Source organism: Candidatus Auribacterota bacterium (assembly GCA_026392035.1).
Classification (GTDB): Bacteria; Auribacterota; Tritonobacteria; order UBA1439; family UBA1439; genus JAPLCX01.
In genome coordinates this window covers 18,799-43,849 of the sequence record JAPLCX010000065.1, presented here as the reverse complement: position 1 = coordinate 43,849, position 25,051 = coordinate 18,799, and the positions used below count along the sequence as shown (strand labels likewise).

Below are 25,051 nucleotides of genomic sequence, written 5' to 3'. Positions count from 1 at the left end.
TTAAGGTTCACTGCCGGCGCTCTATGATGGCACGCAGACATAAATTGCCGAGCGACAGTAACTGCGCCATTATGCTAATCTCTGGCAGCGGTATGCCAAATCCGAATACCCCGATGCTGATCATCAGGAGGAAGGACATATGATAAAGCGGTGGAGTGCCGCCGTGATGAAAGGGGCAGCCCTGGAGGCAATTATTTTTCTCGTGTGCGCAGTGTCTTCATCTCCCACTGCCGCCTATGACCAGCCGCCCGTTATTCCCGTAATCGACGCCGCCATGAAAACCCGGCTACAGGCGGTGCATGCCAAAGGGCAGGCGCTCGGCAACTACCCTGACGTGCTCAGCCGGATGGGCGACAGCATCACCGCATCAAACCTGTTCCTCACGCCGATCGGCTGCGGCGACTACGCCCTCGCCGGCCACACCGAGCTCCGATCCGCGATTGCCTACTTCGGCGCCCGCACCGATTCATCGTGGAGAACCTCAGGCTGGTGCGGAAGGGTGAATTCCTTTACCCGGATGAGCGCGTGCGCGGTGAGCGGCTGGAGCGCCATCCACGCACTCACCCTGCCCGGCTACTGCCCCGACCGCTCTCTTACCGCGCTCAGGTGCGAGCTGCTCCTCGCAAGGCCTGCTGTCGCTCTCATCATGTTTGGCACCAACGACCTCGAGCACTATGGCGCGGATACATTTCGCGGGAGCCTGACCTCCATCGTGCAGGAGTGCGTCGCCGGAGGGGTGATCCCGGTCCTCAGCACCATCCCGCACCGGTATGACAGCGCCGCTCGCGCCGCCCTCGTGATTCCCTTTAACCAGATCACCATCGACGTGGCGACTGCAAACGGGGTCCCGTTGTGGAACTACTGGCTGGCGCTCGAGGGACCGGGCATGGTCAATGGGGGAATCAGCGCAGACGGGATACACCCGAATGCGCTGAACGGCTCCGACTCTGCGAATTTCGGCGCCCAGGGCCTCCGCTATGGGTACAACCAGAGGAACTTCACCGCTCTCCAGGTGCTCGAAAAAGTAACCAGGGTTGTCCTCCTTGACGGGCAGCCCGATCCCTCCCCCACGCCTCCCGTGCAATCCCTCGCGCTCCTGATGAACACGACCTCCCCGCCCCCGGGAAGTCCCTTTGCCATAGACGTAATCGTCCAGCCAATCAATCAGGTATTCAACGCGTGGGCGGTCATCACGGGACAGGGGGGGATAGTGTACTCACTCACCCCGGGCAGGCCGGGCGCGCTCACCAGGGGGGCGAAGCCGCTCGCGAAAGGCGTTCAGGGCCTGAGGAGCGCCTCCACCGTGCGGCTCTTTTCGCTCCAAGCCATCCCACCGGGAGTGAATGGCGCCTGGACGGTCACCGCCGGGCTCGTGCCTCCCACTTCCTCTCCGACGGGTATCGAGAGCGCAATCCCCGTATATGTGGACCAGAAAACGCTGACCATCGGCGGCGAATGATCAATGCCCCTGCCGGCGCTCTATGGTGGCATGCGGACACAAAATGCCCAGCGACAATGCATATCTGCCGCTGGGCAGTTTCGCTAAAACTCCTCCGCCACGATCCTTCAACCGACTCGTTTGCCTGTGCTCCTCGAGCCGGGCTGAAGACGCGACGTTATCATTCCCTGTAACTATTTATTAGCCGCAGGGGGAGGAGGCGCGGGCGCCGCTGCCTTCTTCTTGCAGCCGCCCAGCGCGAGCGAGCTCACCGCGAGCACCAGAACCATAAGACATACGATCTTCTTCATACCTTCCCTCTCCTTTCCTCAGCCGTGTGTACTGCACGCCGGCTTTATATTACCATTCACGCGCACTATTATGGTATATTCAGAACCGCGCTGCAACTATTTTCTACATCTAATCATCTACCCGATCGCGTCGTGCCGCGGTACGGCCTCTCACCCTTTCTTTCTCCCCATGATAAGCTCGGCGACCCTCTTGCCGGAGAGCAGCATCCCCCCGAATATGGGCCCCATCCTCGGGCCACCGAACACCGCGTTCGCCGACATGCCGGCCACATAGATCCCGGGATATATCTCTTTCGTGTTCTCCACGATCGTCTTCTCCCCCACCTCGGCCCACATGGATTTTTCCCCCATGAGCTCGCCCGTCTCGGTGAAGAGCTTCTTCCCGATCTTCCTGACGATGATTTTCGCGACCTCCGCGTCGTGCCCCGTTGCATCCACCACATACCCCGCCCGTGCGGAGAGCGGGTCAACGTGGAGATGGGCTATCGACACGGCGCTCCAGTTCAGCACCACGCCCGTCACCCTCTCCCCCCTGATCATCACATCCTCGGCGGAGATGCAGTTGAATATTCTCGCCCCGGCCTTCACCGCCGATGCGCAGAGGGTTGAGACCGTTTCCAGTGAGTCAGTGACATAGTAACCCGTCCCCCATTTTTTCACCCTGACTCCGATCTCATCAAGGATCGGTTTCGAGGCCTCCTGAAAAACGCACCTGTTGTACATCATCCCCCCGCCCCACATGCCCCCCCCGACCGCGAGTTTGCGCTCAAAAATTACCACCTTCTTTCCGGCGCGAGCCAGATAGTAGCCGGCGATCATCCCCGCCGGTCCGGCGCCGGCGATCGCCACGTCGCTTTCCAGGGAATCCAAAAAGTCCTTCGTGAATTCCTGTATGATCGCTCGAGAAATAACCACGTCATCCAGCGCCTGAGGCGCACCAACCCTTTTAGGCATGTGTATCTCCTCCACAATGAAGCCCCGCCTCATCCGTGCGACGCCCGACAATCCGGGGCCACGATTGATCGCGCGTTCCTATTTTCTTGTCATACCAGTGAAGCACCACAAAAACGAGGATGAGCATCCCCGCCCCACACAGGAATCCCACCGCCTCGGAACCCGCGAGCGCCGTTCCCATGAGGCATCCCGCGATCAAACCCATGAGCGGGAGGATGTACACCATGAACGCAGCGCGCAGGTGGCGCGAATCATCAACCTCTATACTCACTCTCTCTCCGATGACCGCACCCCGCATGTTCTTCGCCTCAATCACCATCGACCCGTCCCCCATGGGAACACAAACCCGGCACCTGCTGCACGCGTCGCTCCGTTCGATGCGGACCCTGGCCCTTTCCCCTTCAACGCCGACTATCACGCCCTCTTCCCGCACGGTGATCCCCCGTTCAGACAACGGACTCCCTTCTTCCCCTTGCCCCAGCCTCGGTTACGTCCCCGTCCATGGACGGTTTTTGACGATCACTTGTTGTGGGCGAAGTATTCCCGCACCAGGGCCTCCATCAGCTCGGCGCGCCTGTCGTAGAGGCGCTTGAGCGCGCGCTTCGGATGGGCCGCGAGCGCGACGTGGGTGAGCAACGGCAGGGCGATCGTCGTATCGGTGTAGCAGACGACCGCGTCGGGCAGCCGGCTCGGGTCAACCTTTCCCCAGCTCACGGCCTCATGGGGCGTCGCTCCCGAGAGACCTCCGGTGTCGGGGCGGGCATCGGTGACCTGAAAGAAGTAATCCTGTCCCACCTCCTTGATTCTGAGAACCTCCTGGATCTGCGGCTCGGTCTGCAGCATGAAATTCTTTGGGCTGCCGCCGCCCATGAGCACGACGGCGCTCTTGCCCCCCGAACGCTTGGCTGCGAGCACGAGCGAGGTCGTCTCGTTCACGTCGATGGCGGGATTGAGGCGCAGCTTGTTGCCGCGGAGCTCCACGCCCGCGATGTTCATGCCGATGGTGGAGTCGCCGGGAGATGATGTGTAGATCGGCACGCCGTAGCGGTAGGCCGCGGCGAGCACGGATATCTCTCCGAGCTTCGCCTTGCGCTCCCACTCGGCGGCGTACTTCCCGAGTAGATAGTGCAGCTCGGCGGTGCCCATCTCCCTCTGGAACTCCGGCTGTATGAGAATGCCCCGGAGAATCTCGTCCGTGGCCATCAGGCAGTCGGTGTAGCCGAGGAGCACGTCGTAGATCCTCACGACATCGTTTTTCCTGAGGTCGGCATCGTCAACGAGATGGCTGCCGACGTGCATCGGGAGATTGAAGGCGAAGTGCAGGTCGTGGTAGAGGTTTGCTCCGGTGGAGACAATCCAATCCACGAAGCCCGCCTTGATCAGCGGCACGATGCACGAGCAGCCGAGGCCCGCGGGCGTCAACGCCCCCGCCAGGCTCATCCCCACCGTCACGTCGGGACGGAGCATCTTCTCGACAAAGAGCTGGCACCCCTCCCTCAGACGCGCCGAGTTGTAGGCGAGAAACGCCTCATCCATCAGCGCGGTGAGCTTCTCCCTCCCCGTGATACCCTTCGGCAGGATTCTCTTTCCGGAAAGGTACCGGCTCTTGTGGGGATATTTCTTCCTGCGGAGCCAATCAGGCAATTCAGAATGGTTCTCCCGTACCCGGTGCGTTCGTTTCATTGTCTATCTACCCTCCATTTTCACGTACTGTTCAATCTAACCACAGATTTTCACAAGATTCTTCTTTTTATTTCCAGACTTTCTTGACCAAAGTTTAACAACAACCCCACTCTCAATCCAGTAGCTTTGAGATAATTCAATAGCTGAGCCTCATCGTTCGCAGTCAAACCAGAAGAAGCCTTTATTTCAATAATGACCTTATCTTCTATCACAAAATCAGGGGTATATTTTCTGGGAATCAGCATATCTTTATAATAGATATCGAGCTCGGAAGTAGCATTCAAAAGTCCTGTCATTGCGAGGAGCGTAGCGACGAAGCAATCTCATGATTGCCAATATGTTGAGATCGCTTCGCTTTCGCTCGCGATGACAGACATATGCTAGGAATTTCCGTGACAAGACACTAGGGCCTCTTCATAAACATACTCCAAGAACCCAGGCCCTAATTCCCGGTGAACTTCAAAAGCCGCACCAATGATCTTCTCGGTTAAGTCCTTGTATAGCCACTTGTCACCTTCCTGTGCCAATCTTGTGTAATCTTGTGGTTTCATTCTTTATTGATCAATACCCATTCTCACCTTGATGTGTAACCACTGAAGACGCTGAAATCACTGACGCGCGTCTATTCTTCTGTGTCTTCAGCGCCCTCAGTGGTGTGAGGCCCTAATGCACCATGACTATTTTTGCCCGGCTGAAGCCGTTGAAATCGGTGGCGCTCGCAGAACTGTACGCCCCGATGTTGTTCACATAGACGATATCGCCGATCTCAAGCTCCGGCAGGTCCTCCCCGCGGGCAATGATGTCCAGGCTGTCACAGGTCGGGCCGGCCAGCGTCGAGAGCTGTCTCCGCCCTGATTTCAAAACCTTAAACTGGTACTTCGCGTGGTCGAAGATGAGGCCGTTCAGGGTTCCGTACACCCCGTCATCCAGGTAATACCAGTGCTTATTTTCCCGGATGGCCTTGCCCATCACGCTCATGACGAGCGTCGCCGCCGGACCGACGATGAACCTTCCCGGTTCTGCGATGATCCGGATGCTCCTGTCAAAAAGCCGGTCGATCTCCCGCGCGATCACACTCGCCATTTTGTCAAACACATCCTCATCGTTGTCGAAGTGGGGGATCGGGAACCCGCCGCCGATATCCACGATCTCGAGGGGGAGCTGCTTGAGCCGGGAATCGCGCACGATGATCGCCGCCATCTCGAGCGCGTCCACATAATTGCCGAGGTGCATGCACTGGCTCCCCACGTGGAAGCTCACGCCTGCCGGCTTCAGGCCGAGCTTGTGCGCCTTGATGAGCAATTGAACCGCGTCCGCCGGATCGGCTCCGAACTTCAGGCTCAGCTCGACGATCGAGCCGACGTTCGACACCTTGATGCGCACGATGACGCGCGTGCCGGGGGCGCCTTCGGCGATCTTGTCGAGCTCGTACTCGCTGTCAAAGGTCATGAGCCTCACTCCTCGCCGCGCCGCCGCCCTGATCGCCACCGCATCCTTGATGGTATTGGCAAAAATAATCCGGTCTGGCGCCGCACCTGCGTCGAGGGCCGCTTCCATCTCAACCCGGGAAGCGACATCGAAGCCCGCCCCCGAGGCCACGAGCGTCGCGAGGATCTCGGGGTGGGGGTTGGCCTTTATGGCATAGAACGGCTCCACGCGGGGGAGCGCCCGCCGGAACCTGCCGATCTGGGCGCGCAACGCCGACCGCCTTATCGCCATGAGGGGGGTCCCATGCCTCCGCGCAAGATTCCTCAGCCGATGCGCACCGTTATCCACTGGCCGCGTTGACAATACTGTTCTCCTCTCACTTATGGCACACAAGAATCGCACGCAGAAGCAGATTTTATGATAATCAGGCGCTCCCTGCAATTAACTTTATGACAACCCGCGCCGGAAACCAAATCGAGCCAACGTTGCAGCCTGACATAGAAAAACCACGGCGTAATGTAAATTTAATCTTCGCATTTTATTGAGGTTGGAAACCTGCTCCTGTGCTGGGCCTAATCCTCCGGCGGCGCGGTTAATTCCACGGCGGCCTGAAGCCCCGTGGCCACTTCCGGGATAATCCCCATTTTGCGGTAGACCGGGTGGAGCATCCGCTGGAGATCTCCAATGCGCAGCGCGAATACGAGCGCGGCCAGCGCGCATACCAGGCCTCCGATCATGAGCGTGTCTGGCGCCCCGATGCGGCTCGCCAGGTATCCCGCGAGCAAGCTGCCGAGTGGAGCCACTCCCATGAATGACATCGTATAAAAGCTCATCACCCGCCCGCGCTTGTCATCCTCCACGATCACCTGCAATACCGTGTTGCTCAGCGCCATCTGCACCATCATTCCAAATCCCGCGACGAGTAAGAGTGAAAGCGAGAGCCACAACACCCGCGACAGCGAAAACGCAATCAACCCCGCCGCGAAGATGGCGGTGGATACCGGCAGCATCTTCCCGAGTTTCAGCACGTCCTTCCTCGAGGCAAGATAGATTGTGGCCAGCAACGCCCCCACCCCCGCGGCCGCCATGAGAAATCCGAGCGTCTGTGGCCCCCCATGGAGAACATCCCTCGCAAAGACAGGCATGAGCACGGCGTAGGACATTCCCATCAGGCTGCTCGCGCTGAGGAGCAGGAGGATAGATCGTATCGGAGCGAAGCCAAAGGTATACGCGAGCCCCTCTCTTAAATCGTGGAGCAGATTGGAGTCGCGCGCCCTGCGGTGGGGCACCGTAATCTCCATGGCAAGGAGGGAACCGATGACGCAGAAAAAACTCACGCCATTCAAAAGAAAGCACATCCCCTCGCCGCTATAGGCAATGATAATCCCCGCCAGGGAGGGACCCACCAGCCGGGCGAAATTGAACATGAATGAGTTCAGGGCGATCGCATTTCCGAGGGCTTCCCTCTTCTCCACCATATCCATGATGAAGGAATGCCGTGCCGGTATGTCAAGGGAGTTCACGCACCCGAGGAGGATCCCGAGGAGAACGATCTGCCATACCTGAATGATTCCGGTGAGGGTGAGCACCGCCAGCAGGAATGCCTGAACCATTGAAATCGTCTGGGTCACAATGAGAATGCGGCGCCGGTTCAATCTGTCTGCCAGAACGCCGGTGATGGGGCTCAGTATGAAGGCGGGGATCTGCGCGCAGAAGGCGACCGCCCCCAGGAGGAACGCTGAATTCGTCAGGCGATAGACGAGCCAGCTCATGGTGATGTGCTGCATCCAGGTGCCGATCAGCGACACACCCTGACCGCCGAAGAAGAGCCTGTAGTTCCGGTATCGGAGCGAGCGGAAGATGGACGCGCCCGTGGAGGTCAAATCTTTATCCTTGACATTTCGAGTAAAGAAGCCGTTATTTTGTCAAATTTGTTTTTCAGCCTGGCATCCTTGGCCAATCCGGCGCGCAGCCTACGACGACTCTGACTCACCGCGCTATAATCAATCCCTCCCAGCAATCTTCCAATCTCCGGCTGGGGCATATTACAGAAACGGTAGAGGAGCTCTGATTCCTCATACATACATACGCGAGGAGGATTACACCGTATATCTCCAGGGAGAGGGCAAGCTTCTCCAGGAATAGGGATAGATCCTTTTCGTCCGCGAAGATGCTCCGCCGCTCGTTCCCACGGCAGGTGACGTGATAATAGACACCGGGATAGTGGATCCTCAGGGGGCGCGTCATGCCCTTATTCTGCTATGGGAAGGTGAAATGTCAAGGATAAAGATTTGACCCCAATCACAGTTCCTTCACCTTGGAGGCAAGGCGCGTGAGCCTGGCGATGCGGATGATCTCGTTCTTCCCGCCCATCCCGACAACGGCCGAATCACCAAGGAATTCCTGGACGACGCCGAGACGGTCTTTGCCTCCCTCGGTCTTCCAGCCAACCAGGTTCCCCACACGGATGTCTGTCGGAATGCTAGGATGTCTGCTGCGCTTCGCCGGGGTCATCTGCGCGTATTTGAACCAGGCAGGCTCAATCTTTCCGCCCTGCCCCACCACGAGAATTGTCGGGGCGGATTCTGAACGGAGCCCCTTGGCGCGGATTTTCACTATCTGTTTCCTGCCCTTGAGCGCGCTTTTTCTCCCCTTCTTCTTCCCTGATTTTTTTACAGGCTTCACCGCGGCTTTCCGCGCCGCTTTCCCAACCTTCTTTGGACCCTTTTTCTTCATAGACTTCTCCTCCGTTGACGGTTTGACCTTCCTTGATGAACGCTTCCTCTTTTTTATTTTCTCGATAGGATTCGCAAATGCGATCTCTTCAACCATGGATGGCCTCCTTCCGCGTCCTCACGTCATGAACGGTGCGGCCACACCCTGATAATACCACGAGAGGTATATCAGTCAAGAGCGAAGATCATCATTGTCCGGTTTGCTGTTGACCCTTAAAAAGACCGATAGTATGCTGGGACATTACATGAAAACCTTCACTGTGGCGCTCATCCAGATGCGCGGCACGCCCGACCCTAAGAGCAACCTGCGCCAGTTTGAGGGACATGTCCGCGATGCCGCATCGAGGGGAGCGCGGCTCATCTGCGGGCCCGAACTGTTTTATTTCGATGGAGACATGCAGCGGGTGTCACGCCAAGCGGTCACCATCCCCGGCCCGGTCACCGAACAGCTCTCCGCACTCGCGCGGAAATATGGCGTCTACCTCTGCCCGGGGACCCTCCCCGAGCGCCGTGAGGGAGGCACACCGTATAATACCTTGCTCTTCTTCAGTCCGGACGGCGCGCTCGTCGGCAGATACCGGAAGCGTCATCTCTTCCGGGTGGACATCCCCGGCGAGCTGAGGCATCACGAGCGCGATTACTTCTCAGCGGGGGATGACGCCGCCCCTGTATTCGAGACGGAACTCGGCCGCCTCGGCGTGAGCATCTGCTACGACCTCCGATTCCCCGAGCAGTTCCTCGGTCTCGCACTCCGTGGTGCTGAAATAATCATCGCCCCCTCGGCGTTCACCAAGCCCACGGGCGAGGCGCACTGGCACGTCCTGTGCCGCGCGCGCGCGGCGGAGACCGGCTGCTTCATCCTCGCCCCCGACCGCACGGGAATATGCGGGGCCGACATAGAACGATACGGCCACAGCCTCGTCGTGGACCCCCGGGGCGCCATCCTCGCCGAAGCGGGAAATGCGGAAGAGATTATCTTCGCCGCACTCCTGGCGGAATCCCTCGCCGACGCGAGGACGCGCATGCGGAGCATCGAGCAACGGGTCAAAGGCGACTCCGTTCCCGATCCGTGACCACGTCCACCTGCGAGGTGGAAACGGCTGAATGTAAATATCTGTTCCCCTCACGCAGCCCGTGACGCTATAATTAAGACCCTATGGCAAAAAAGACGCAGGGGCAGATCCGCCGCGCGGCCTACTTTCCTCTCGAGTTCCCCATCTCCAGGGCGCGGTGGGAGTTCTACGGCCTCGATAAGGGCATCCTCCCCGAGAGGGGGGAAATCCGGATGCCCGATTTCCGCATCCTGCGCGAGCTCGTCAAACGGATCTACGAGCGAAAGGATCTCGCGGCCTTCTCCCGCACGCCGCTCCGGGCAGGCCAGCTCAACGCTGCGGGGCTCATCAACGAAATATACCGCTACCTCATCCTCCTCTACTGCACGACTAAGAACCCTCCCGCGTTCCGGAAGGGCCTTCGGGCGGCTAGGGAGAAGATCACCGCCGAACGGCTGGACGGCACGATCGCCGAATTTGTCGAACTCTTCCCTCCCCACACCATCCTCCGGGGCAAGGAGTCGATCCGTAACTACCTCCGGGGAAAAACGAAGGGGATCCCCCACCGGCAGATCGTCGCGACGGAGCTGCTCCTCCTCGCCCTCGGCAACAGCAACCCGGCGTTCTCCCCGATGCTCGAACTCTTCAGCGACGCCGATCTGGCACAGAGGAGCGCCTACCCGGATCTGTTCAGCTCGCTCGAGCAGTTCTTCCAGCAGCAGCCCGGTTTCGGCCCCGCGGACAAGCCGCTCGTCGATTTCATGCGCGAGCCGATCCTGGCGGCGGGAGATTCGCTCCAGGGGCAGCTCACCTATATCAAGGACCACTGGAGAGCGCTGCTCCCCGAGCAGCTCTTCTACCGGCTGCTCACCGCCATCGACATCCTCAGGGAAGAAGAAAAGTTAGGGTTGATGGGGCAGGGACCGAACCTTGTCCTGAGATTCAAGGACCTGGACGCGTCCGACCTGCCTGAATGGGCGCGGCTCGCCTACGCTCCCGAATACGAGCGCTTCACCGAGGACCGCGCGTGGATGGCCCAGGTCGTCATCATCGCCAAGAGCACCTACGTCTGGCTCGACCAGCTCTCGAAGAAGTACGGGAGGCCCATCACCCGCCTCGACCAGATCCCCGACGAGGAGCTCGACATCCTGGCCCGGTGGGGGTTCACGGGCCTCTGGCTCATCGGCGTATGGGAGCGGAGCTCAGCCTCACGGAAGATAAAACACATCTGCGGGAACCAGGACGCGCTCGCATCGGCCTATTCCCTCTACGACTACGAGATCAGCAACGACCTCGGGGGCGAGCAGGCGTTCCTCACCCTCAAGGAGCGGGCCTGGGCGCGGGGAATCAGGCTCGGCACGGATATCGTCCCCAACCATATGGGGATATACTCGAAGTGGGTCATCGAGCACCCCGAGCGGTTCGTCCAGCTCGACCATCCCCCCTTCCCCGGATACCGATTCACCGGCCCTGAGCTGTCGGATGACCCGCGCGTGTCATTACAAATCGAGGATGGCTACTGGAGCCGGCGAGACGCGGCGGTCGTCTTCATGCGACGCGACAGGTGGACGGGGAATACAAAATATATCTACCACGGGAACGACGGCACCAGCATGCCCTGGAACGACACGGCTCAGCTCAACTTCCTGAGGGAGGACGTGCGGGAAGCGGTCATCCAGCTCATCCTCGGCGTCGCGCGGCACTTCCAGATCATCAGGTTCGACGCCGCGATGACGCTCGCGAAGCGGCACTTCCAGCGGCTCTGGTTCCCGCACCCCGGCACGGGGGGCGGGATACCCTCCCGAGCCGAGCACGGGATGTTCAAAGACGACTTCGAAAAGCTCATGCCGCGCGAGTTCTGGCGGGAGGTGGTGGACCGCATCAACAAGGAGATGCCCGACACGCTGCTGCTCGCCGAGGCATTCTGGCTCATGGAGGGCTACTTCGTCAGGACCCTCGGCATGCACCGGGTGTACAACAGCGCGTTCATGAACATGCTCAAGACGGAGGAGAACGACAAGTACCGGAGCGTGGTCAAAAATGTCCTCGAGTTCGACCCGCGCATCCTCAAACGCTTCGTCAACTTCATGAACAACCCCGACGAGCAGACCGCCGTGGCCCAGTTCGGCGCGGGCGACAAGTACTTCGGGATCTGTCTCATGATGGTGACCATGCCGGGACTCCCGATGTTCGGGCATGGGCAGATCGAGGGGTTCCACGAAAAGTACGGGATGGAGTACCGGCGGGCCTACTGGAACGAGACGCCCGACTGGAACCTGGTCAGGCGTCACGAGGCTGAGATATTCCCCCTCATGAAAAAGCGCCACCTCTTCAGCGAGGTGAAAAACTTCGTTCTGTACGACTTTTACACGCCGGGCGGGCAGGTGAACGAAAATGTCTTCGCCTACTCCAACCGCTGCGGCAGCGAGCGCGCCCTCATCGTCTACCACAACAAGTACGAGGAAACATCCGGATGGATCAGGACCTCATGCGGGATAGCGGTCGATTACGCAACGCCGAAGAAAAAGAGGGTCGTCCAGACCACGCTCGCGGACGCGCTCGGCATTCAATCGGGGGCCGATTACTACTACATCTTCAAGGATTACAAGGGGAACCTGGAATACATCCGCTCCGGCCGGGAACTCGCGAAGAAGGGGCTGTTCACGCCGCTCCGCGCGTTCCAGTACTGCATCTTCCTGGATTTTAGGGAGGTGAGGGACAGCCGATCTGGTTACTACCGCAGGCTCACCGAATCGCTGAACGGGCGAGGCGTGCCGAGCATGGAGGAGGCGCTGAAGGAAATGATATTCGCCCCCATCCACACCCCATTCCGAACGCTCGTCGGGGCAGAGATGCTCGACGCGCTCCTGAGCGACCCGGCACGCGCGAGACGCGCATTCAAATCCCGGACAGGTGAGTTCCTCTCCACTCTGAAGGCGTTCCTCCACGCCCGATGTGATGAGCGGCAGATCAACGACGGCGTCATGGAGCAGTTCGATGCGCTTCTGAAATTACGGGAGATCACAAAATGCGGCGGCCCCGCGGCCGAATACCTTGCCTCAGGCATGGCCGATGAGCGCGGCTTCTGGGGCATCGCCCTGATCTGGCTCATCACGCGTAACCTCGGGAAGGTGCGCGGGGATACGGACTGCGGATTAGCGAGCAGCGCGTTGCTGGACGAACTCCTCCTGGGGAAAGCAATCTCACGGACTATCCAGGAACACGGCAGTGACGCCTGGAGCGCCGCGCAGCTCACCGCGCTGATCAAAATACTCACGGAGCACCACGCCTGGTGCGATCCCCTGTCAGCCGACGGGAGCCTCGATGCAATCGCGCAGATGCTCCACGAGGCTGACGTGCGCCTCTATCTGAACGTCAACCGATACGACAACGTTTTCTGGTTCAGCAGGGAGCGGATGGAGCGCTTCCTCTACTGGCTCTTCACGGTATCCGTGGTCGATCTGATGGCAGAGACTCGCGGCAGGAAAGAGATTATGAAGGAAATGGATTCCCGCTACGGTTTAATCGCGCGGCTCCTGAAGAACGCAGAGGAATCAGGCTGGCAGGTTGAAAAATTTCTCGCGCTGCTCCCCCCGCCATCGACCGCCGCTCCCCCGCCCGTCAGTGCACCGCGCAGGTGATGCACGGATCAACGGCGCGGATCAACACCTCTGCCCCCTTTGCTGGTGGGGCGCAAAATAGTCCGCGAGGATCTTCCTGTGGTCGAACGCGATCTCCGCGGGCAATTCATCCTCGGTGAACACGCAGACATCCCCCGCGTCAGATCCGGCCTTCGGCTCGCCGGCCCCCTCCGCCAGGTACACCACGGAGATGGTGTGAAAGCGCGGATCACGAGCCGGGTCAGAATAGACGCCCAGGATTCCTCCGAGCGTCACCTTTAGTCCCGTCTCTTCCCTGACTTCCCTGACGGCGCAGTCTTCGGCCCGCTCGCCGTACTCGATGAAGCCGCCGGGGATGGCCCACCCGTGAGGAGGGTTCTTCCGCCGCACGAGGAGGACCGCGTCTTTTTTCCCCTTCCGGCGCCTGATGAGAATATCCACGGTCGGGACGGGGTACTGATGGCTCACGAACTCCCTGCCGCACGCCGGACAGGTCACGCCGCCTTTCATGCTCACCTCTCAATGAGCGACCTTAGGGTTTCTCAAGACTCTTCTGGGCTTTGCAATGTGCTCATCCGTACCGATGAGCCCCTGGGGTTTCGCATCCCGACCGGGAACACTTCCCGCCGGCCCCTTCCCTCCCCCGAGCAGCTCCGCGACCTCGGGGACATTCGTCCCCTCGGGTTTGAGGGCGGCGTAGCTCCGGAATGCCTCGACCGCCTTTTCTTTGTCTTTAAGGTAGTCCTTATAGATGATCCCCATATCGAGATACGCCTCAGCGAGGTCGGGCTTGAGCTCTACCGCCTTGCGGTACTCGGAGAGCGCCCGCTCGTACTCCGCCCTCAGGGCGTATAACGTCCCGAGATTGTTGTGGAGCTCCGCGACGGCGGGGTACAAATCAACGCCTGCACGCGCGGTCCCAACCGCGTCATCGAGTTTCCCCATCTCCTGGTAGAGGATCGCGAGCGAATTATAGACATCGGCGCTCCTGATGCCGGCGGAAAGCAATGCCTTGTACACCGCGACCGCCCCGTCCATCGAACCTTTCCTTGCGAACGCCTCCGCGAGGCGGCGGGCTGACTGGGCGCATTGCTCGCGCGTCGGCCCAGAAATGCCTTTCCTGATCTCCCGCGCCGCCTCCCCCAGCCTCCCCTCTTCAAGGGCCCGCTCGCCGCGCGCGCAGTGCTCCTCCGCCGATATGGCCACCGGTTTCTGTGTGGCGACCGGCGGCCCTGGTGTCCCCACCGCCTTGCCAGTCTCCGCGAGAATCCCGACCGCCGCCTGTTTGAGCGCGGCATCATTCGGTCTGGCGGCAACCGCCCGTTCGGCGTACACCGTCGCTCCTCTCCTATCCCCATGCCCCGCCAGATAGCGCGCGATACCGAGCTGTAATTGAATATTTTCCTTTTCCAGATCCGCAGCCGCCCTGTACTCCTTGAGCGCCTCCGCCTCATTCCCCATCCGGCGGCAGACTGCCCCGAGTCGCTCGTGCAACTTCCCATAGCCGGGCATGAGCTTCAGCGCGCCCCGATAGTGCGCCGCCGCCTCCCTGAAGTCACCACCGGCTGACGCGACATCACCCAAGGAAATGAGCGAGGCTGCTTTGTACTGTCTCCAGTATTTGTCCCTGAGCTTCGCGTCTTTGAGATAATTCGCGTGGATATCACCCAGACTGAAGAGCGCCGGGGTGTTCAACGGGTCTGTCTTCAATGCCTCCTCAAACTCCGCCGCGGCCTCCCTGTACTTCCCCGCCGAGAGGAAGGCCTTCCCCTTCTTCACGTGGTCAGCGGCGGGTGATTCCGGCTCACCACATAGCATCACCGCCAGGAGTACGACCATCGTCTGAACCAAGGGAAACGCCTCCCTGATATGAACTGTTGAGCTATCGAGCGAGCTGCAGTTGAACGCACCAGCGTAACATATCTCACACCGGTTGTCTAAAAATCAGTCACCTAATCAGAGCTTGGGTAACGCATCCTGATGTGCGGCTTCAAATGAATTCATCAAAATACACAATACGTTGTTTCGGAAGTAGATGCAGTATTAGTGAAGTGAAACAGATACTATTTCGTAGGTGTATTCCAATGCATAATCCACCACGGAGGCACGGAGCCCGCCGGCAGGCAGGTCCGTGGTGAAAAATTACCTTAGTTTCTAAAAAATGGGGAAACTCCAGCAGCAAGTTACGCTTCCCCGCGATATCAGTTCATGGTATAAAACAGCCATCGCGGAGGTGAGGATGTGACGAAACCGGATCTGAGAGGGATGACCGCGGCCGAGCTCGCACAGTACATGGTCGCCATGGGCGAAGCGCCCTACAGGGGGAGGCAGGTCGCGGCGTGGCTCCATGGCCGGGGGGCGGCGCACGCTGCTGACATGACAGACCTTCCCCGCGCGCTCAGGGAACGGCTCGCCCGGGAAGCAGGGGTGGTCAACCTCGAGCTGGTATCGGAGAGACAGACGAGAACGGGTGACGCGCGAAAGTACCTCTTCCGCCTCGATGACGGAGAAACGATCGAGACTGTTTTCCTCACCCTCGAGACCAGCCAGTCTGTCTGCCTCTCCAGCCAGGCCGGCTGCCCCGTCGGCTGCGGCTTCTGCGCCACCGGCGCGATCGGTTTCAGGCGCAACCTGAGCGCGGGAGAGATCGTGGATCAGTTCCTCAAGGTGCGCGACCGGCTCACACAGGGCGAGCGCATCACAAACATCGTCTTCATGGGCATGGGCGAGCCGCTGCTCAATTTCGACAACCTGGCGAGGGCAATCTCAATCTTCGCCTCGCGCGATGGCCCCGGATTCAGCCCGCGCCGCGTCACCGTCTCCACCTGCGGAATTGTGCCGGGGATACACAAGCTGATAGCCGCGGGCATCACGCCGGAGCTCGCCATCTCAATCATCTCGGCCGATGAGGAGAAGCGGGAGGAGCTCTTCCCCCTGGCGCGCACCTACCCACTGCACGACGTGGTTGAGGCCGCCCGGTGCTATGCCCGCTTCATCAGGCGCCCCATCACCTTCGAGTACGTCATCCTCAAAAGCATCAATGACTCCAGGCGGGACGCGCGCCTCCTCGGGGAACTTGTCAGATCGGTGCGCTGCAAGGTCAATCTGATCCGCTACAACCCCGCAGACAACCCCCGGTTCACGCCGGGCAGTGAGGAGCGGGCGGAAGAGTTCAGGCGCTGGCTCAGGCCCTTCTGCGCGGCGGTCACGGTGAGAAAGAGCAAGGGCGACGAAATCGATGCGGCGTGCGGCCAGCTCAGGGCAGGCTATAGTAAACATGAAATCCGCAGATGAACACACCTGCCTGCCGGCAGGGATACACACCGATCATAGGGCTCACATGGATTTTCATGAACAGACATGCGGCTGCCTCCACACCCGTAACCCCTCAGAAGGTGTGAAAAAATCAACATTAAGGTTGTCATTGCGAGGAGGCCGAGTCCCGCTAAGCGGGACTCGGCCTCCTCGCAATGACGTATCAAACATTTCCTGCTCTCAGTAATAAACGGGTTATCAGTGTCAATCCGTGCCTGCACACCGGAGTGCGTTTTGGCACGCAGGCGTGTCAATCCGTGGATGAAAACACTGAGTGGAGTGAATTAGCGCCACCCATAACTGTCCCGTTACCATGGGACACAAATAGCAGTTGATTTTTCCCCCTCGGGGAGCATATAATTACACAATGTTCAGGAAGTGTGGTGTCTCGGAAGTAGCATTCAAAAGTCCTGTCATTGCGAGGAGCGTAGCGACGAAGCAATCTCATGATTGCCAATATGTTGAGATCGCTTCGCTTTCGCTCGCGATGACAGACATATGCTCGGAATTTCCGTGACAAGACAAAAGCGAGGTACTCATTTATGAAACCGTTACTCCATCTTTTGCTGATTGTTTCAATGAGCTTTGTGCTTCTTTCCTGCGCGGGCCGGCCGCCGGTGCCTCCTCTGCCGCCCGGCGCCGCAGGAGCGGTCACGCCTTTTGAGGGGAAGTGGCGGGAAATAAAGAATGAGAACAGACCGGTCACATCAGATAAGACGTGGGTATTCGGGGGGAACACGGTCACGATAAAAGAGGGCGACCACACCTACACCGGCACCTTCACCTACAGAGAGGATCGTGAGCCGAAGGAGATTGACATACAATTCGAGGAGTACCAGGTGAATAGAGCCATCTATTCGATTGATGGAAATGTGATGCACGTCAAGCTGCTCGATTCCAGGACTGAGCGGGCGACAAAGCTCGGCATGGAGCCCGGCTACACGTTCATCATGTGTGATAAGATAAAAGAAGAGCCCAAACACTGAGGCGCACGATCTCATGCGCCGTTTTCATTACCCTGGAACAATCCGATACCTCCTTGCCATCGACCCTGAAGCGTAAGAGATATTGCGCGCTGGCCCGGCAAAAGCCGTCCGGGAAACCTCTCTATGTCATCCAAAAGCACGCCGCCAGGACGCTCCACTATGATTTTCGCCTCCAGGTCGGAGGGGTGCTCAAATCCTGGGCGGTGCCCAAGGGGCCATCCACCGACTCGCGCGACAGGCGGCTCGCCGTACCCGTGGAGGATCATCCGATCGACTATGCCTTTTTTGAGGGGGTGATTCCTGAAGGGCATTATGGCGCAGGCGTGGTGCTCGTATGGGATATCGGCACCTATCGGAATCTCGGGGAGAAAAGCGGAAGCGCAGTTTCCGTGGATGACGCCCTGGAACAAGGGCGCGTCGCGGTGTGGATTGAGGGACAGAAGCTCAAGGGAGGGTACACCTTGGTCCGGACGGCGGCAGGTGGAGAGCGGCGCTGGCTCCTGATTAAGATGGACGACGACGAGGCCGACCGGCGCCGCAATCCCGTGAGCACGGAGCCTCAGTCGGTCTTGACCGGGCGCACGATCGAAGAGATTGCGAGAGAAGAGTCGTGCCAGCGTGTGGGCGTGAAGAAAAAGAGCTGATCGTGGTGTCGCAACCGCTCAGTTACAGGGGGGAACAGTATGAACAATTATCCACGGATTTCACGGATTGGCGCAGATTTTTAAACAGGTTATCCGTGGAAATCAGTGTCAATCCGTGGATGAAAACGCTGTGTGAGGTGAATTAGTGCCCCCCATGACTGAGGGATTACCATGTAACTCCAGAGTAACTGAGGGATTAGCCAATGTCTGCTGTTTACCTTGACATCGAGACGACGAGCCTCGACCCACGCGACGGGGACCTCACCGTCATCGGCCTCTGCATGGAGGGGGGAGAATCGTGCAACTTCGTCCAGCTCGTCGAGGATAGTCTTCACGCCTCCGCGCTGATCCAGCACGTGCGCGCTCACCACACGATCTACACCTACAACGGGGAGAGATTCGACCTCCCCTACATCAAAGCAAAACTGGGGGTGGATATGACAGAGTATTGCGCCCACCGCGACCTGATGCACGACTGCCACCGAAAGGGGCTGTACGGGGGAATGAAACAGGTGGAGCGGATGCTGGGGATCAGGAGGAACCTGAAGGACGTCAACGGGATAGTCGCCGTGCAACTGTGGGAGAACTACAAACGTGGGGGATGCAGAGAGTCGCTCGAGAGGCTGCTGGAGTACAACCGGGAAGATGTGTTGAACCTGAGAGAGCTGAGGTTGAAGTTGGGGGCCTGAGCGCATGCACCCGCGGGGCCGGGAGTGGTCTCTCCTTTACTTCTGGAGCACCGCGTTGATCTGGGAGAGCACTGCGCGAACGGCCTGACCGAGATTCATCCCTTTGATGAAGACCCCCGAGGCCGTCTTGTGCCCGCCGCCGCCGAGGCGCTCCGCCGCCTTCCCCACGTCGACATCCGTCTTCGACCTGAGCCAGACCTCCACGCCGGATTTTTCCTCGTGCAACATGACCGCCGCGCGGATCCTTTTGACGCTCATGAGCTGGTGAAGTCCTTCCATGGCGAGGTCCCGCTGGTAGTAGCTGAGGTGCGAGCCGGCAGGAAACGCGAACCAGGCGAGCGATCCGCCGTTTTCGTAATGGACGCTCCGGAGAAGTCCGGCGATATCCTCGAGGTAGCTGTCAGGCCTGAGGTAGTAGAGCCGTTCCTGTAAATCCTCGATATCGATTCCCCCCTTCACCAGCTCGGAGATGACGCTGATCAGGTTACCCTCGGGATCGATGTACTTGAAGCCGAGCGTGTCCGTGCAGATCCCCACGTAAATGGCCTCGGCAATCGAGCCCTCGATCGGCACGCCGATCGCCCTGATCACCTCGAAGACAAGCTCGGCCGCGCCGCCCGCCTGGAAGCGCACAAAGTTGATGTCGGCAAAGAACTCGTTGTCGCGATGATGGTCGATGTTTATCGTGAGGGCGCGGCTGCGCGCCGCCTCATCCGCCAGGCTGCCCATCCGGTGATAGCTGCTCGCGTCGACGACAACCACCACCTGCGCGCGTGCGATGTTTTCGCGATGGACCCCCGGCCGGTATTCCTCGACCGCACCGTCCCTGTTGAGGAATTCGAGCGAGGAGGGGATCTTCTCAAGACGGAGCGAGACCACCTGTTTCCCCAGCTTCCGCAGCGCGAGGGCGAGCGCGATCTGGGAGCCTATGGCGTCGCCATCGGGCTCCTCGTGTGAAAACACGGCGAAGCGATCGTGCGCCTCGACGGCGCGCGTGATCTCCTGGAGCAGCGTTGCCTTGAGCTCGTTTCGTGCCTGCTTCATGTAATAATGGCTTTAAACTTTCAACTTTAAACTGTAGTTACACTCCCACCGAACCTTCTCTCGGCTTCGCTCGGGACAAGCTCCCCGTCTGAGGGGGAGGAATTCGCTTGATGTACCCGCACAGAATGGAAGAGACGCGGAAGTACTATTTTGGATATCCGACGGGCTGTGTGAGGATGATCTTCTGGTCATCGCGGAGCTTCATGGCCTTCGCGAGCGCGGGTTTATCCACCCAGCCGAGGACCACTGTCGCCAGCCCCTCGGACGCACAGTAGAGGTACACATTCTGGCTGATGAAACCGGTGTCGGTCGCCGAGTAGAAATCCCTGGAGTCGCGTGGCGTATCCCCCATCAGTGAGTGGTCGGCGACATAGATGAGCACCACGGGGGCCGTTTTCACGAACGGCTGTTCTCCGGCGCGGGCCCGGATGTCCTCAGCGAAGACCGGATCCAGCCTGTGATCTTTCGCGTTGTAGAGGTAGAGTCCATCCGCGGTCGCGGCATAGACAGCGATCTCCTGATGGTTCATCGCCGAGGGGGCGGTGCGTTTCCCCGATTCGAGGCGGTTGACGCCGCACGCCGCCCAGAGCAGGTTCGACAGGACCTGGGGGGGGAGCTTCCGCGCATCGAACGCGCGCGTGGATTTTCTCTTTGCCAGCGCCTCCAGGAGGGGTTTGCCGCCGGATGTCTGCGGCTTCACGAGCTGGACCGGCTCAAGCTTCCCGGCAGCAGTCGCCACCGGTACGAGGTAAAGAATAGAAAGCACGGCACACATGGCGACACATATGATCCGGTTCATAGCGTTTGCTCCTTTCTCTGGTTGTGGATATTATACCATCGTGCTTGGAAACTCTGCCATAGTTGAAATTGCTCTGATCCGTAACTACGCAGGTGCAGTGGGGCCGATCTGCTGTTTTAGTTGCGTAGGGGCTCGATTTATCGCGCCCGGGTTCGATGAATCCCTCTCCGCCAGGGGCAGGCCGGGGAACCCCTACAGATTTGCGTCTTTTGAAGCCGCTCCCTTGACCACGATTTGCTAAACGTCGTGGACATTTTGGCCGCCACAGGCAATAATATGCAGTTTCCATGGGAGACGTCATGATGGGCCACAGGAGAATCTCACGCGCCGGCGCGGTCTTCAGGCCTGTCGATTTTGAGGCCTATGTCGGCCGCCACCGGATTTACGTGGAGGGCGTCAGGCCGGAGATGGAAACCGGGCGCCCCGCAATCGTGTTCGTCGGGGGCGCCTTTGACGGGAGCTGGATCTGCCGCCAGCAGCTCGATTACTGGGCGGCGCGCGGGTGGCCCGCCTATGCGCTGAACCTCCGCGGCTACTACAAGAGCCGGTACCGCGGCGTCGCGGGGCTCGGCTATCGCGACTACCTCGATGACATCGGCGCCGCGTGCGAGCACTTCGCCCTGGAGAAGCCGGTATATGCCGGATACAGCATCGGGGGGATCCTGGTCCAGAAGTTCGCGGAGCTCCACGGCGCCCGCGCGCTCATCCTGTATGACAGCGATTGGCCGCGCCAGGTGGCCCGAACGATCCGAGAGGCACCCGACCTGAAGAAACGGATCCCGGCGGTGATGAATTTCCGGCCGCCGAAAAGCGTCGTGGAGGAAATGATGGGGGGGGCGGTGAGGCCGGAGGAGTACCGCGCGATGCTCGCCCTCTTCAAGAGGTCGTTCCTGTCAGGGCGCGCGTACCGGGAGCTCGAACTGGAGAGGATCGAGGTCGACGCAGGAAAGCTCACCTGCCCGGTCCTCATGATCAACGTCTCCTCAAGGGACAGGGCCCAGGCGGCGCAGGCGAAATACCTCAAGGCGTCGCGGCTCCTTTTTGAAGGCTACTCTCACGGGAGCATCCTCATCAGCCGCTTCCACGGACCGATCACGAGGCGCGTGACCGAGTGGATGGAGGCGGGATTCCCGCGCGGCATCAACGAGAGACATCAATTCGCGAAAGTCATTCTGGAGCAGAAGGGGAGGGAGAGAATGAAGTTGGTTTATTTCACCGGCTGGCAGGCACCGGTGGTGCGCGTCTGCAACCGGAGGGGGCAGGAGCTGTCGCAGTTGCCGATGAAGCGGCTGAAGCGCGGAAGATTCCGCGATGAGAGCGCTTTTGGAGCGACGGTGCCGCTTGATCCAGGGAGCGGTTTCTACATTATGGAGGGGGTGAAGGAGGACAGGCCGTTCCCCCGCGGCTTCTACGAACCGACCGGGAGCACGATGCACCTGATGGACGGGGAGTTCTTCCCCCACCCGCCGCCGCTTTTCCGTCAGCCCGCTGTCTATTTCACCAAGGAAATATACTCGCGCGCGCTCGCACACCACTTCAGGGTCAACATCATGCTGCCAAGGGACTATGGGCGGGGAGGAAAGGGCCCCTATCCGGTCGTGGTGCTGAACGACGGGCAGAATCAGTGGAAGGACCAGGGCGCCTACGGTGGGTGGCACACCGATGCAATAGCCCTGGACAAAGCGCGGCGCGGCCGCAGCCGCGACATCGTCCTCGCGGCCGTCGTTTCCCACTCGCGCAGGGATGCCGCATATCTGCCCCCCCCGAGGGGAATCGCCGATGCGTACGTTGATTTTCTCGCCGACACAGTGCTCCCCACGCTGAGAAAAGAAATCACGATTTCGCAGGATCCTCGCGAGATAGGATTGATCGGCGCCTCGTATGGAGCGAACTGCGCGATCTACGCGGGATTGAGGAGGCCGGACACTTTCGGGCTCGTGGGAAGTTTGTCCTATGCCGACATGCCTGACGACCCGTTGAGGAAATGGATGGGCGCGCTCGCGAAACTCCCATTCAAGAGGTTGTACATGGATTGCGGCACGCGCTGGGCCTACGACCAGCGCAGCCGTGACGATTTTACGAATACCACCAGGGAGCTCATCGCCATCGCCAGGGAAAAAGGCATGGCACCAGGGGAGACCCTCCTCGGCGTGATCGCCGAGGGGCACTTCCATAACGAAATCTACTGGCGCAAACGCATTGGCCGTTGCCTGGAGTTCCTTTGCCCGCTGGGCTGAGTGGCGCCTGTTCTGCCGCGGGCGAAAGGCCGGTGGACGGCACGTACGGCAATATGGTAAGGTTGCGTGTCACGCCGACCGGGCAGTCAGCATCGTGTGCGTGACTTTGAAAGGAGGGTGTGAAATGGCCGATCTACAGCCCAAGGACAAGGTTGAGTGGCGGGCAGGAGATACCCCGTCAACCTCGCATCTCAGGAAGGGAGTCGTCAAGGAGATACTCCCCGGGGGCATCGCCGCCGTCAGGACAAAGGTGGAGGGAGAGCACGTCATTGAGGAAATCAGAGCGGCGCGCCTCAGGAAGGTCGAGCAGCCAAAGGCGGTGAAAGGGAAGAAGGCCAGGGCGAAAAAGGGCAAAAAGAGTAAGAAAGTCGCGAAGAAAAAGGCAACCGCGGAGGCGTGAGGCGCCCCAACAGCTCCGTGCTCGCAGGGTGGCCCGCGGTTCTCATGGCCGGGGACGATCCCCGGCCACTTTTTCGATTGCTATTTCTCACCACGGAGGCTGTTACAACAGCAACAACAGTTTCGGGTTTCTGGTTTCTAGAAAGAGATTGATCTGTGTGTATCTGTGTTCATCTGTGGCTAATATTAATCCGCATAATCCGCGGTTAGACTCATGGGCTTCTCTGTATACTCCTCTTGTTCTCAATATCTCTGTGGCGGTGACATTGCATGGTAGTGAGGGATAAAAAATATGCCGCAGCCTCTCGAGAGCCTGACACACCTGAAGAAGCTCATTGCAGCGAGGGGGGGGGTCCGCGACACGCGCCTCGTCTATCAGGGGTTCGGCCCGATGGCGGCGCACATGTTCACCCATTTCCTCCCCGTCTCGCACATCGTCTCGGAGTATTACGGTGAAGAAGTGCGGAAGTATATCGAGGGGGAATGGGGCACCACGATTTTTTCATCGGAGAAGATGACGGGGGTGCGGCACAACGAGAGCGGCCTTTTCAACAGGTACTTCTACCATGACCACGGCGACGAGTTCGTGATCACGAACGGGGTCCCCTGGGAGGGGCTCGTCCTCGGCCACCCGCGCTACGGGGACTACAACGTTTTCCTCTGCTACCTGCACACGCGGGAGAGCATCGTCGAGCCCGGCAACTGGCGAATCGTCAACAAGAGGTGGAGAGAGATCGCTGACAGGGTCTATGCAGCGCTCGGCCTTGTGCCGTGCCCCCCGCGCCTCCTCCCGGGAGAGCAGGCGGGCGCGGGGCGCGCCACCTGAACCACTGGCTGGATGGAGGAGAAACCGTGCCCACCATGGCCAAGCTGCTCATCGGGGCTGTCATTATCCTCATCGGACTCCGATTCTTCCTCTTTCTCTTCGAGCGGGCGAACCTCTACTTCCCGACGAGGGAGATAGAGGCAACCCCGGCGGAGATAGGTCTTCGGTACGAGGATGTCCGGCTCACCGCTTCCGATGGTGTTCGACTCAATGGGTGGTTCATTCCCTGTACCGGTTCGCGACGCGGCATCCTCTTCTTCCACGGGAACGCCGGGAACATATCGCACCGGCTCCAGACGATCAGGATATTCCACGACCTCGGCCTGAACACACTCATCATTGACTACCGCGGCTACGGCAGGAGCGGCGGCCACCCCTCAGAGAAGGGCATCTACCTTGATGCGGATGCCGCCTACCGCTCCCTCGGCTCCCGACCAGGGATCGACCCCGGTTCCCTCGTCGCCTTCGGGAGGTCACTCGGTGGGGCAGTCGCGATCGAGCTCGCCACGAGGAGGAGGCTCTCGGCCCTCATCGTGGAGAGCGCATTCACCTCGACCGCCGACATCGGCAGGGAGCTCCTCCCGTTTCTTCCCGTGAGGATTCTCGTGACACAGAAATATGACTCGATCGGCAGGGTGAGATCGATCGCCATCCCGAAGCTCTTCATCCACGCCCGCGACGACGAGGTCATCCCCTTCTCCCATGGTCGGAGGCTCTTTGAGGCCGCCGCGGAGCCGAAGCGCTTCGTGGAGCTCGCGGGTGGCCACAATGACGCTTTTCTCCTTCCCGACAATAACTATCCCGAGCTGCTGCGCGATTTCCTGGAGAGTGTATAAATGGACCACCGCGCCTGCTCCCTTGCCCTCGACTTTAAAATGGTCTATCATTCTC

General features: G+C 59.7%; 22 protein-coding genes and 1 pseudogene. 11 read left to right on the top strand and 12 right to left on the bottom strand.

The window, feature by feature from the left end; translation table 11 throughout:
• Positions 1-139 precede the first annotated feature (139 nt).
• Positions 140-1,459 carry an SGNH/GDSL hydrolase family protein gene (locus tag NTX71_06750; protein MCX6339602.1) on the top strand — a complete coding sequence of 440 codons (1,320 nt, stop codon included), beginning with the start codon at positions 140-142 and terminating at the stop codon, positions 1,457-1,459.
• Between the two features lie 440 nt (positions 1,460-1,899).
• Here NTX71_06750 and NTX71_06745 read toward each other — a convergent pair whose 3' ends face one another.
• From NTX71_06745 to NTX71_06710, 8 genes and pseudogenes are all read right to left on the bottom strand, one after another.
• Positions 1,900-2,703 carry a sulfide-dependent adenosine diphosphate thiazole synthase gene (locus NTX71_06745; protein ID MCX6339601.1) on the bottom strand — a complete coding sequence of 268 codons (804 nt, stop codon included), beginning with the start codon at positions 2,701-2,703 and terminating at the stop codon, positions 1,900-1,902.
• Positions 2,696-3,157, bottom strand: a complete 462-nt coding sequence (locus tag NTX71_06740) for a SoxR reducing system RseC family protein (protein ID MCX6339600.1) — start codon at positions 3,155-3,157, stop codon at positions 2,696-2,698. The genes NTX71_06745 and NTX71_06740 overlap by 8 nt, the downstream gene beginning before the upstream one ends.
• A 65-nt stretch (positions 3,158-3,222) precedes the next feature.
• The gene (gene speY / locus NTX71_06735) at positions 3,223-4,386 is read right to left on the bottom strand and encodes a deoxyhypusine synthase (GenBank protein ID MCX6339599.1); all 1,164 of its coding nucleotides are present in this window, start codon (positions 4,384-4,386) and stop codon (positions 3,223-3,225) included.
• Between the two features lie 50 nt (positions 4,387-4,436).
• Positions 4,437-4,937: pseudogene (locus NTX71_06730) on the bottom strand (GxxExxY protein).
• A gap of 112 nt (positions 4,938-5,049) precedes the next feature.
• Positions 5,050-6,177 (bottom strand): type III PLP-dependent enzyme, encoded by a 1,128-nt coding sequence (locus NTX71_06725; GenBank protein ID MCX6339598.1) that lies wholly within the window; start codon positions 6,175-6,177, stop codon positions 5,050-5,052.
• Positions 6,178-6,386: 209 nt separating this feature from the next.
• The gene (locus tag NTX71_06720; protein ID MCX6339597.1) at positions 6,387-7,697 is read right to left on the bottom strand and encodes an MFS transporter; all 1,311 of its coding nucleotides are present in this window, start codon (positions 7,695-7,697) and stop codon (positions 6,387-6,389) included.
• A gap of 106 nt (positions 7,698-7,803) precedes the next feature.
• Positions 7,804-8,061 (bottom strand): hypothetical protein, encoded by a 258-nt coding sequence (locus NTX71_06715; GenBank protein MCX6339596.1) that lies wholly within the window; start codon positions 8,059-8,061, stop codon positions 7,804-7,806.
• Positions 8,062-8,115: 54 nt separating this feature from the next.
• The gene (locus NTX71_06710) at positions 8,116-8,646 is read right to left on the bottom strand and encodes a hypothetical protein (GenBank protein MCX6339595.1); all 531 of its coding nucleotides are present in this window, start codon (positions 8,644-8,646) and stop codon (positions 8,116-8,118) included.
• A gap of 148 nt (positions 8,647-8,794) precedes the next feature.
• Between NTX71_06710 and NTX71_06705 the strand changes: the two genes are divergently transcribed.
• Together NTX71_06705 and NTX71_06700 are read left to right on the top strand one after the other, a co-directional pair.
• Positions 8,795-9,622: a carbon-nitrogen hydrolase family protein gene (locus NTX71_06705; protein MCX6339594.1), complete on the top strand. Its 828-nt coding sequence runs from the start codon at positions 8,795-8,797 to the stop codon at positions 9,620-9,622.
• An 83-nt stretch (positions 9,623-9,705) separates the two neighbouring features.
• The gene (locus tag NTX71_06700) at positions 9,706-13,242 is read left to right on the top strand and encodes an alpha-amylase family glycosyl hydrolase (protein ID MCX6339593.1); all 3,537 of its coding nucleotides are present in this window, start codon (positions 9,706-9,708) and stop codon (positions 13,240-13,242) included.
• 21 nt (positions 13,243-13,263) lie between these two features.
• On the opposite strand, the gene NTX71_06695 is transcribed toward NTX71_06700, so the two are convergent.
• Together NTX71_06695 and NTX71_06690 are read right to left on the bottom strand one after the other, a co-directional pair.
• A complete protein-coding gene (locus NTX71_06695; protein MCX6339592.1) occupies positions 13,264-13,731 on the bottom strand; it encodes an NUDIX hydrolase in 468 nt (155 codons plus the stop codon).
• A 9-nt stretch (positions 13,732-13,740) separates the two neighbouring features.
• Positions 13,741-15,072 carry a tetratricopeptide repeat protein gene (locus NTX71_06690; GenBank protein ID MCX6339591.1) on the bottom strand — a complete coding sequence of 444 codons (1,332 nt, stop codon included), beginning with the start codon at positions 15,070-15,072 and terminating at the stop codon, positions 13,741-13,743.
• Between the two features lie 390 nt (positions 15,073-15,462).
• Here NTX71_06690 and rlmN point away from each other — a divergent pair, with 390 nt between their 5' ends.
• The 4 genes from rlmN (at position 15,463) to NTX71_06670 (ending at position 18,855) form a co-directional block, all read left to right on the top strand.
• Positions 15,463-16,515 (top strand): 23S rRNA (adenine(2503)-C(2))-methyltransferase RlmN, encoded by a 1,053-nt coding sequence (rlmN, locus tag NTX71_06685; GenBank protein MCX6339590.1) that lies wholly within the window; start codon positions 15,463-15,465, stop codon positions 16,513-16,515.
• Between the two features lie 563 nt (positions 16,516-17,078).
• The gene (locus NTX71_06680; protein ID MCX6339589.1) at positions 17,079-17,522 is read left to right on the top strand and encodes a hypothetical protein; all 444 of its coding nucleotides are present in this window, start codon (positions 17,079-17,081) and stop codon (positions 17,520-17,522) included.
• Between the two features lie 53 nt (positions 17,523-17,575).
• Positions 17,576-18,166, top strand: coding sequence for a DNA ligase (locus NTX71_06675; protein MCX6339588.1), 591 nt, complete (start codon positions 17,576-17,578; stop codon positions 18,164-18,166).
• 203 nt (positions 18,167-18,369) lie between these two features.
• Positions 18,370-18,855, top strand: coding sequence for a ribonuclease H-like domain-containing protein (locus tag NTX71_06670; GenBank protein MCX6339587.1), 486 nt, complete (start codon positions 18,370-18,372; stop codon positions 18,853-18,855).
• A 36-nt stretch (positions 18,856-18,891) separates the two neighbouring features.
• Here the strand turns inward: NTX71_06670 and NTX71_06665 are convergent, their stop codons facing one another.
• Together NTX71_06665 and NTX71_06660 are read right to left on the bottom strand one after the other, a co-directional pair.
• Entirely contained in the window at positions 18,892-19,899 is a 1,008-nt protein-coding gene (locus tag NTX71_06665) for a DHH family phosphoesterase (GenBank protein MCX6339586.1), read from the bottom strand.
• A gap of 145 nt (positions 19,900-20,044) precedes the next feature.
• Positions 20,045-20,698 carry a nitroreductase family protein gene (locus NTX71_06660; GenBank protein MCX6339585.1) on the bottom strand — a complete coding sequence of 218 codons (654 nt, stop codon included), beginning with the start codon at positions 20,696-20,698 and terminating at the stop codon, positions 20,045-20,047.
• A 287-nt stretch (positions 20,699-20,985) separates the two neighbouring features.
• Between NTX71_06660 and NTX71_06655 the strand changes: the two genes are divergently transcribed.
• The 4 genes from NTX71_06655 (at position 20,986) to NTX71_06640 (ending at position 24,996) form a co-directional block, all read left to right on the top strand.
• The gene (locus NTX71_06655; GenBank protein ID MCX6339584.1) at positions 20,986-22,935 is read left to right on the top strand and encodes an alpha/beta hydrolase; all 1,950 of its coding nucleotides are present in this window, start codon (positions 20,986-20,988) and stop codon (positions 22,933-22,935) included.
• A gap of 124 nt (positions 22,936-23,059) precedes the next feature.
• Positions 23,060-23,335 (top strand): hypothetical protein, encoded by a 276-nt coding sequence (locus NTX71_06650; GenBank protein MCX6339583.1) that lies wholly within the window; start codon positions 23,060-23,062, stop codon positions 23,333-23,335.
• Between the two features lie 291 nt (positions 23,336-23,626).
• Positions 23,627-24,160, top strand: coding sequence for a hypothetical protein (locus tag NTX71_06645; GenBank protein ID MCX6339582.1), 534 nt, complete (start codon positions 23,627-23,629; stop codon positions 24,158-24,160).
• A gap of 35 nt (positions 24,161-24,195) precedes the next feature.
• Entirely contained in the window at positions 24,196-24,996 is an 801-nt protein-coding gene (locus tag NTX71_06640) for an alpha/beta hydrolase (protein MCX6339581.1), read from the top strand.
• The last annotated feature ends 55 nt before the right edge of the window (positions 24,997-25,051 follow it).

Bases quoted from the DNA above. Each gene is read 5' to 3' on its own strand.
- NTX71_06750 (MCX6339602.1), top strand. From the start codon at position 140: ATGATAAAGCGGTGGAGTGCCGCCGTGATGAAAGGGGCAGCCCTGGAG.
- NTX71_06745 (MCX6339601.1), bottom strand. From the start codon at position 2,703: ATGCCTAAAAGGGTTGGTGCGCCTCAGGCGCTGGATGACGTGGTTATT.
- speY (MCX6339599.1), bottom strand. From the start codon at position 4,386: ATGAAACGAACGCACCGGGTACGGGAGAACCATTCTGAATTGCCTGAT.
- NTX71_06715 (MCX6339596.1), bottom strand. From the start codon at position 8,061: ATGACGCGCCCCCTGAGGATCCACTATCCCGGTGTCTATTATCACGTC.
- NTX71_06710 (MCX6339595.1), bottom strand. From the start codon at position 8,646: ATGGTTGAAGAGATCGCATTTGCGAATCCTATCGAGAAAATAAAAAAG.
- NTX71_06705 (MCX6339594.1), top strand. From the start codon at position 8,795: ATGAAAACCTTCACTGTGGCGCTCATCCAGATGCGCGGCACGCCCGAC.
- NTX71_06700 (MCX6339593.1), top strand. From the start codon at position 9,706: ATGGCAAAAAAGACGCAGGGGCAGATCCGCCGCGCGGCCTACTTTCCT.
- NTX71_06695 (MCX6339592.1), bottom strand. From the start codon at position 13,731: ATGAAAGGCGGCGTGACCTGTCCGGCGTGCGGCAGGGAGTTCGTGAGC.
- NTX71_06680 (MCX6339589.1), top strand. From the start codon at position 17,079: ATGAAACCGTTACTCCATCTTTTGCTGATTGTTTCAATGAGCTTTGTG.
- NTX71_06670 (MCX6339587.1), top strand. From the start codon at position 18,370: ATGTCTGCTGTTTACCTTGACATCGAGACGACGAGCCTCGACCCACGC.
- NTX71_06665 (MCX6339586.1), bottom strand. From the start codon at position 19,899: ATGAAGCAGGCACGAAACGAGCTCAAGGCAACGCTGCTCCAGGAGATC.
- NTX71_06660 (MCX6339585.1), bottom strand. From the start codon at position 20,698: ATGAACCGGATCATATGTGTCGCCATGTGTGCCGTGCTTTCTATTCTT.
- NTX71_06655 (MCX6339584.1), top strand. From the start codon at position 20,986: ATGGGAGACGTCATGATGGGCCACAGGAGAATCTCACGCGCCGGCGCG.
- NTX71_06650 (MCX6339583.1), top strand. From the start codon at position 23,060: ATGGCCGATCTACAGCCCAAGGACAAGGTTGAGTGGCGGGCAGGAGAT.
- NTX71_06645 (MCX6339582.1), top strand. From the start codon at position 23,627: ATGCCGCAGCCTCTCGAGAGCCTGACACACCTGAAGAAGCTCATTGCA.
- NTX71_06640 (MCX6339581.1), top strand. From the start codon at position 24,196: ATGGCCAAGCTGCTCATCGGGGCTGTCATTATCCTCATCGGACTCCGA.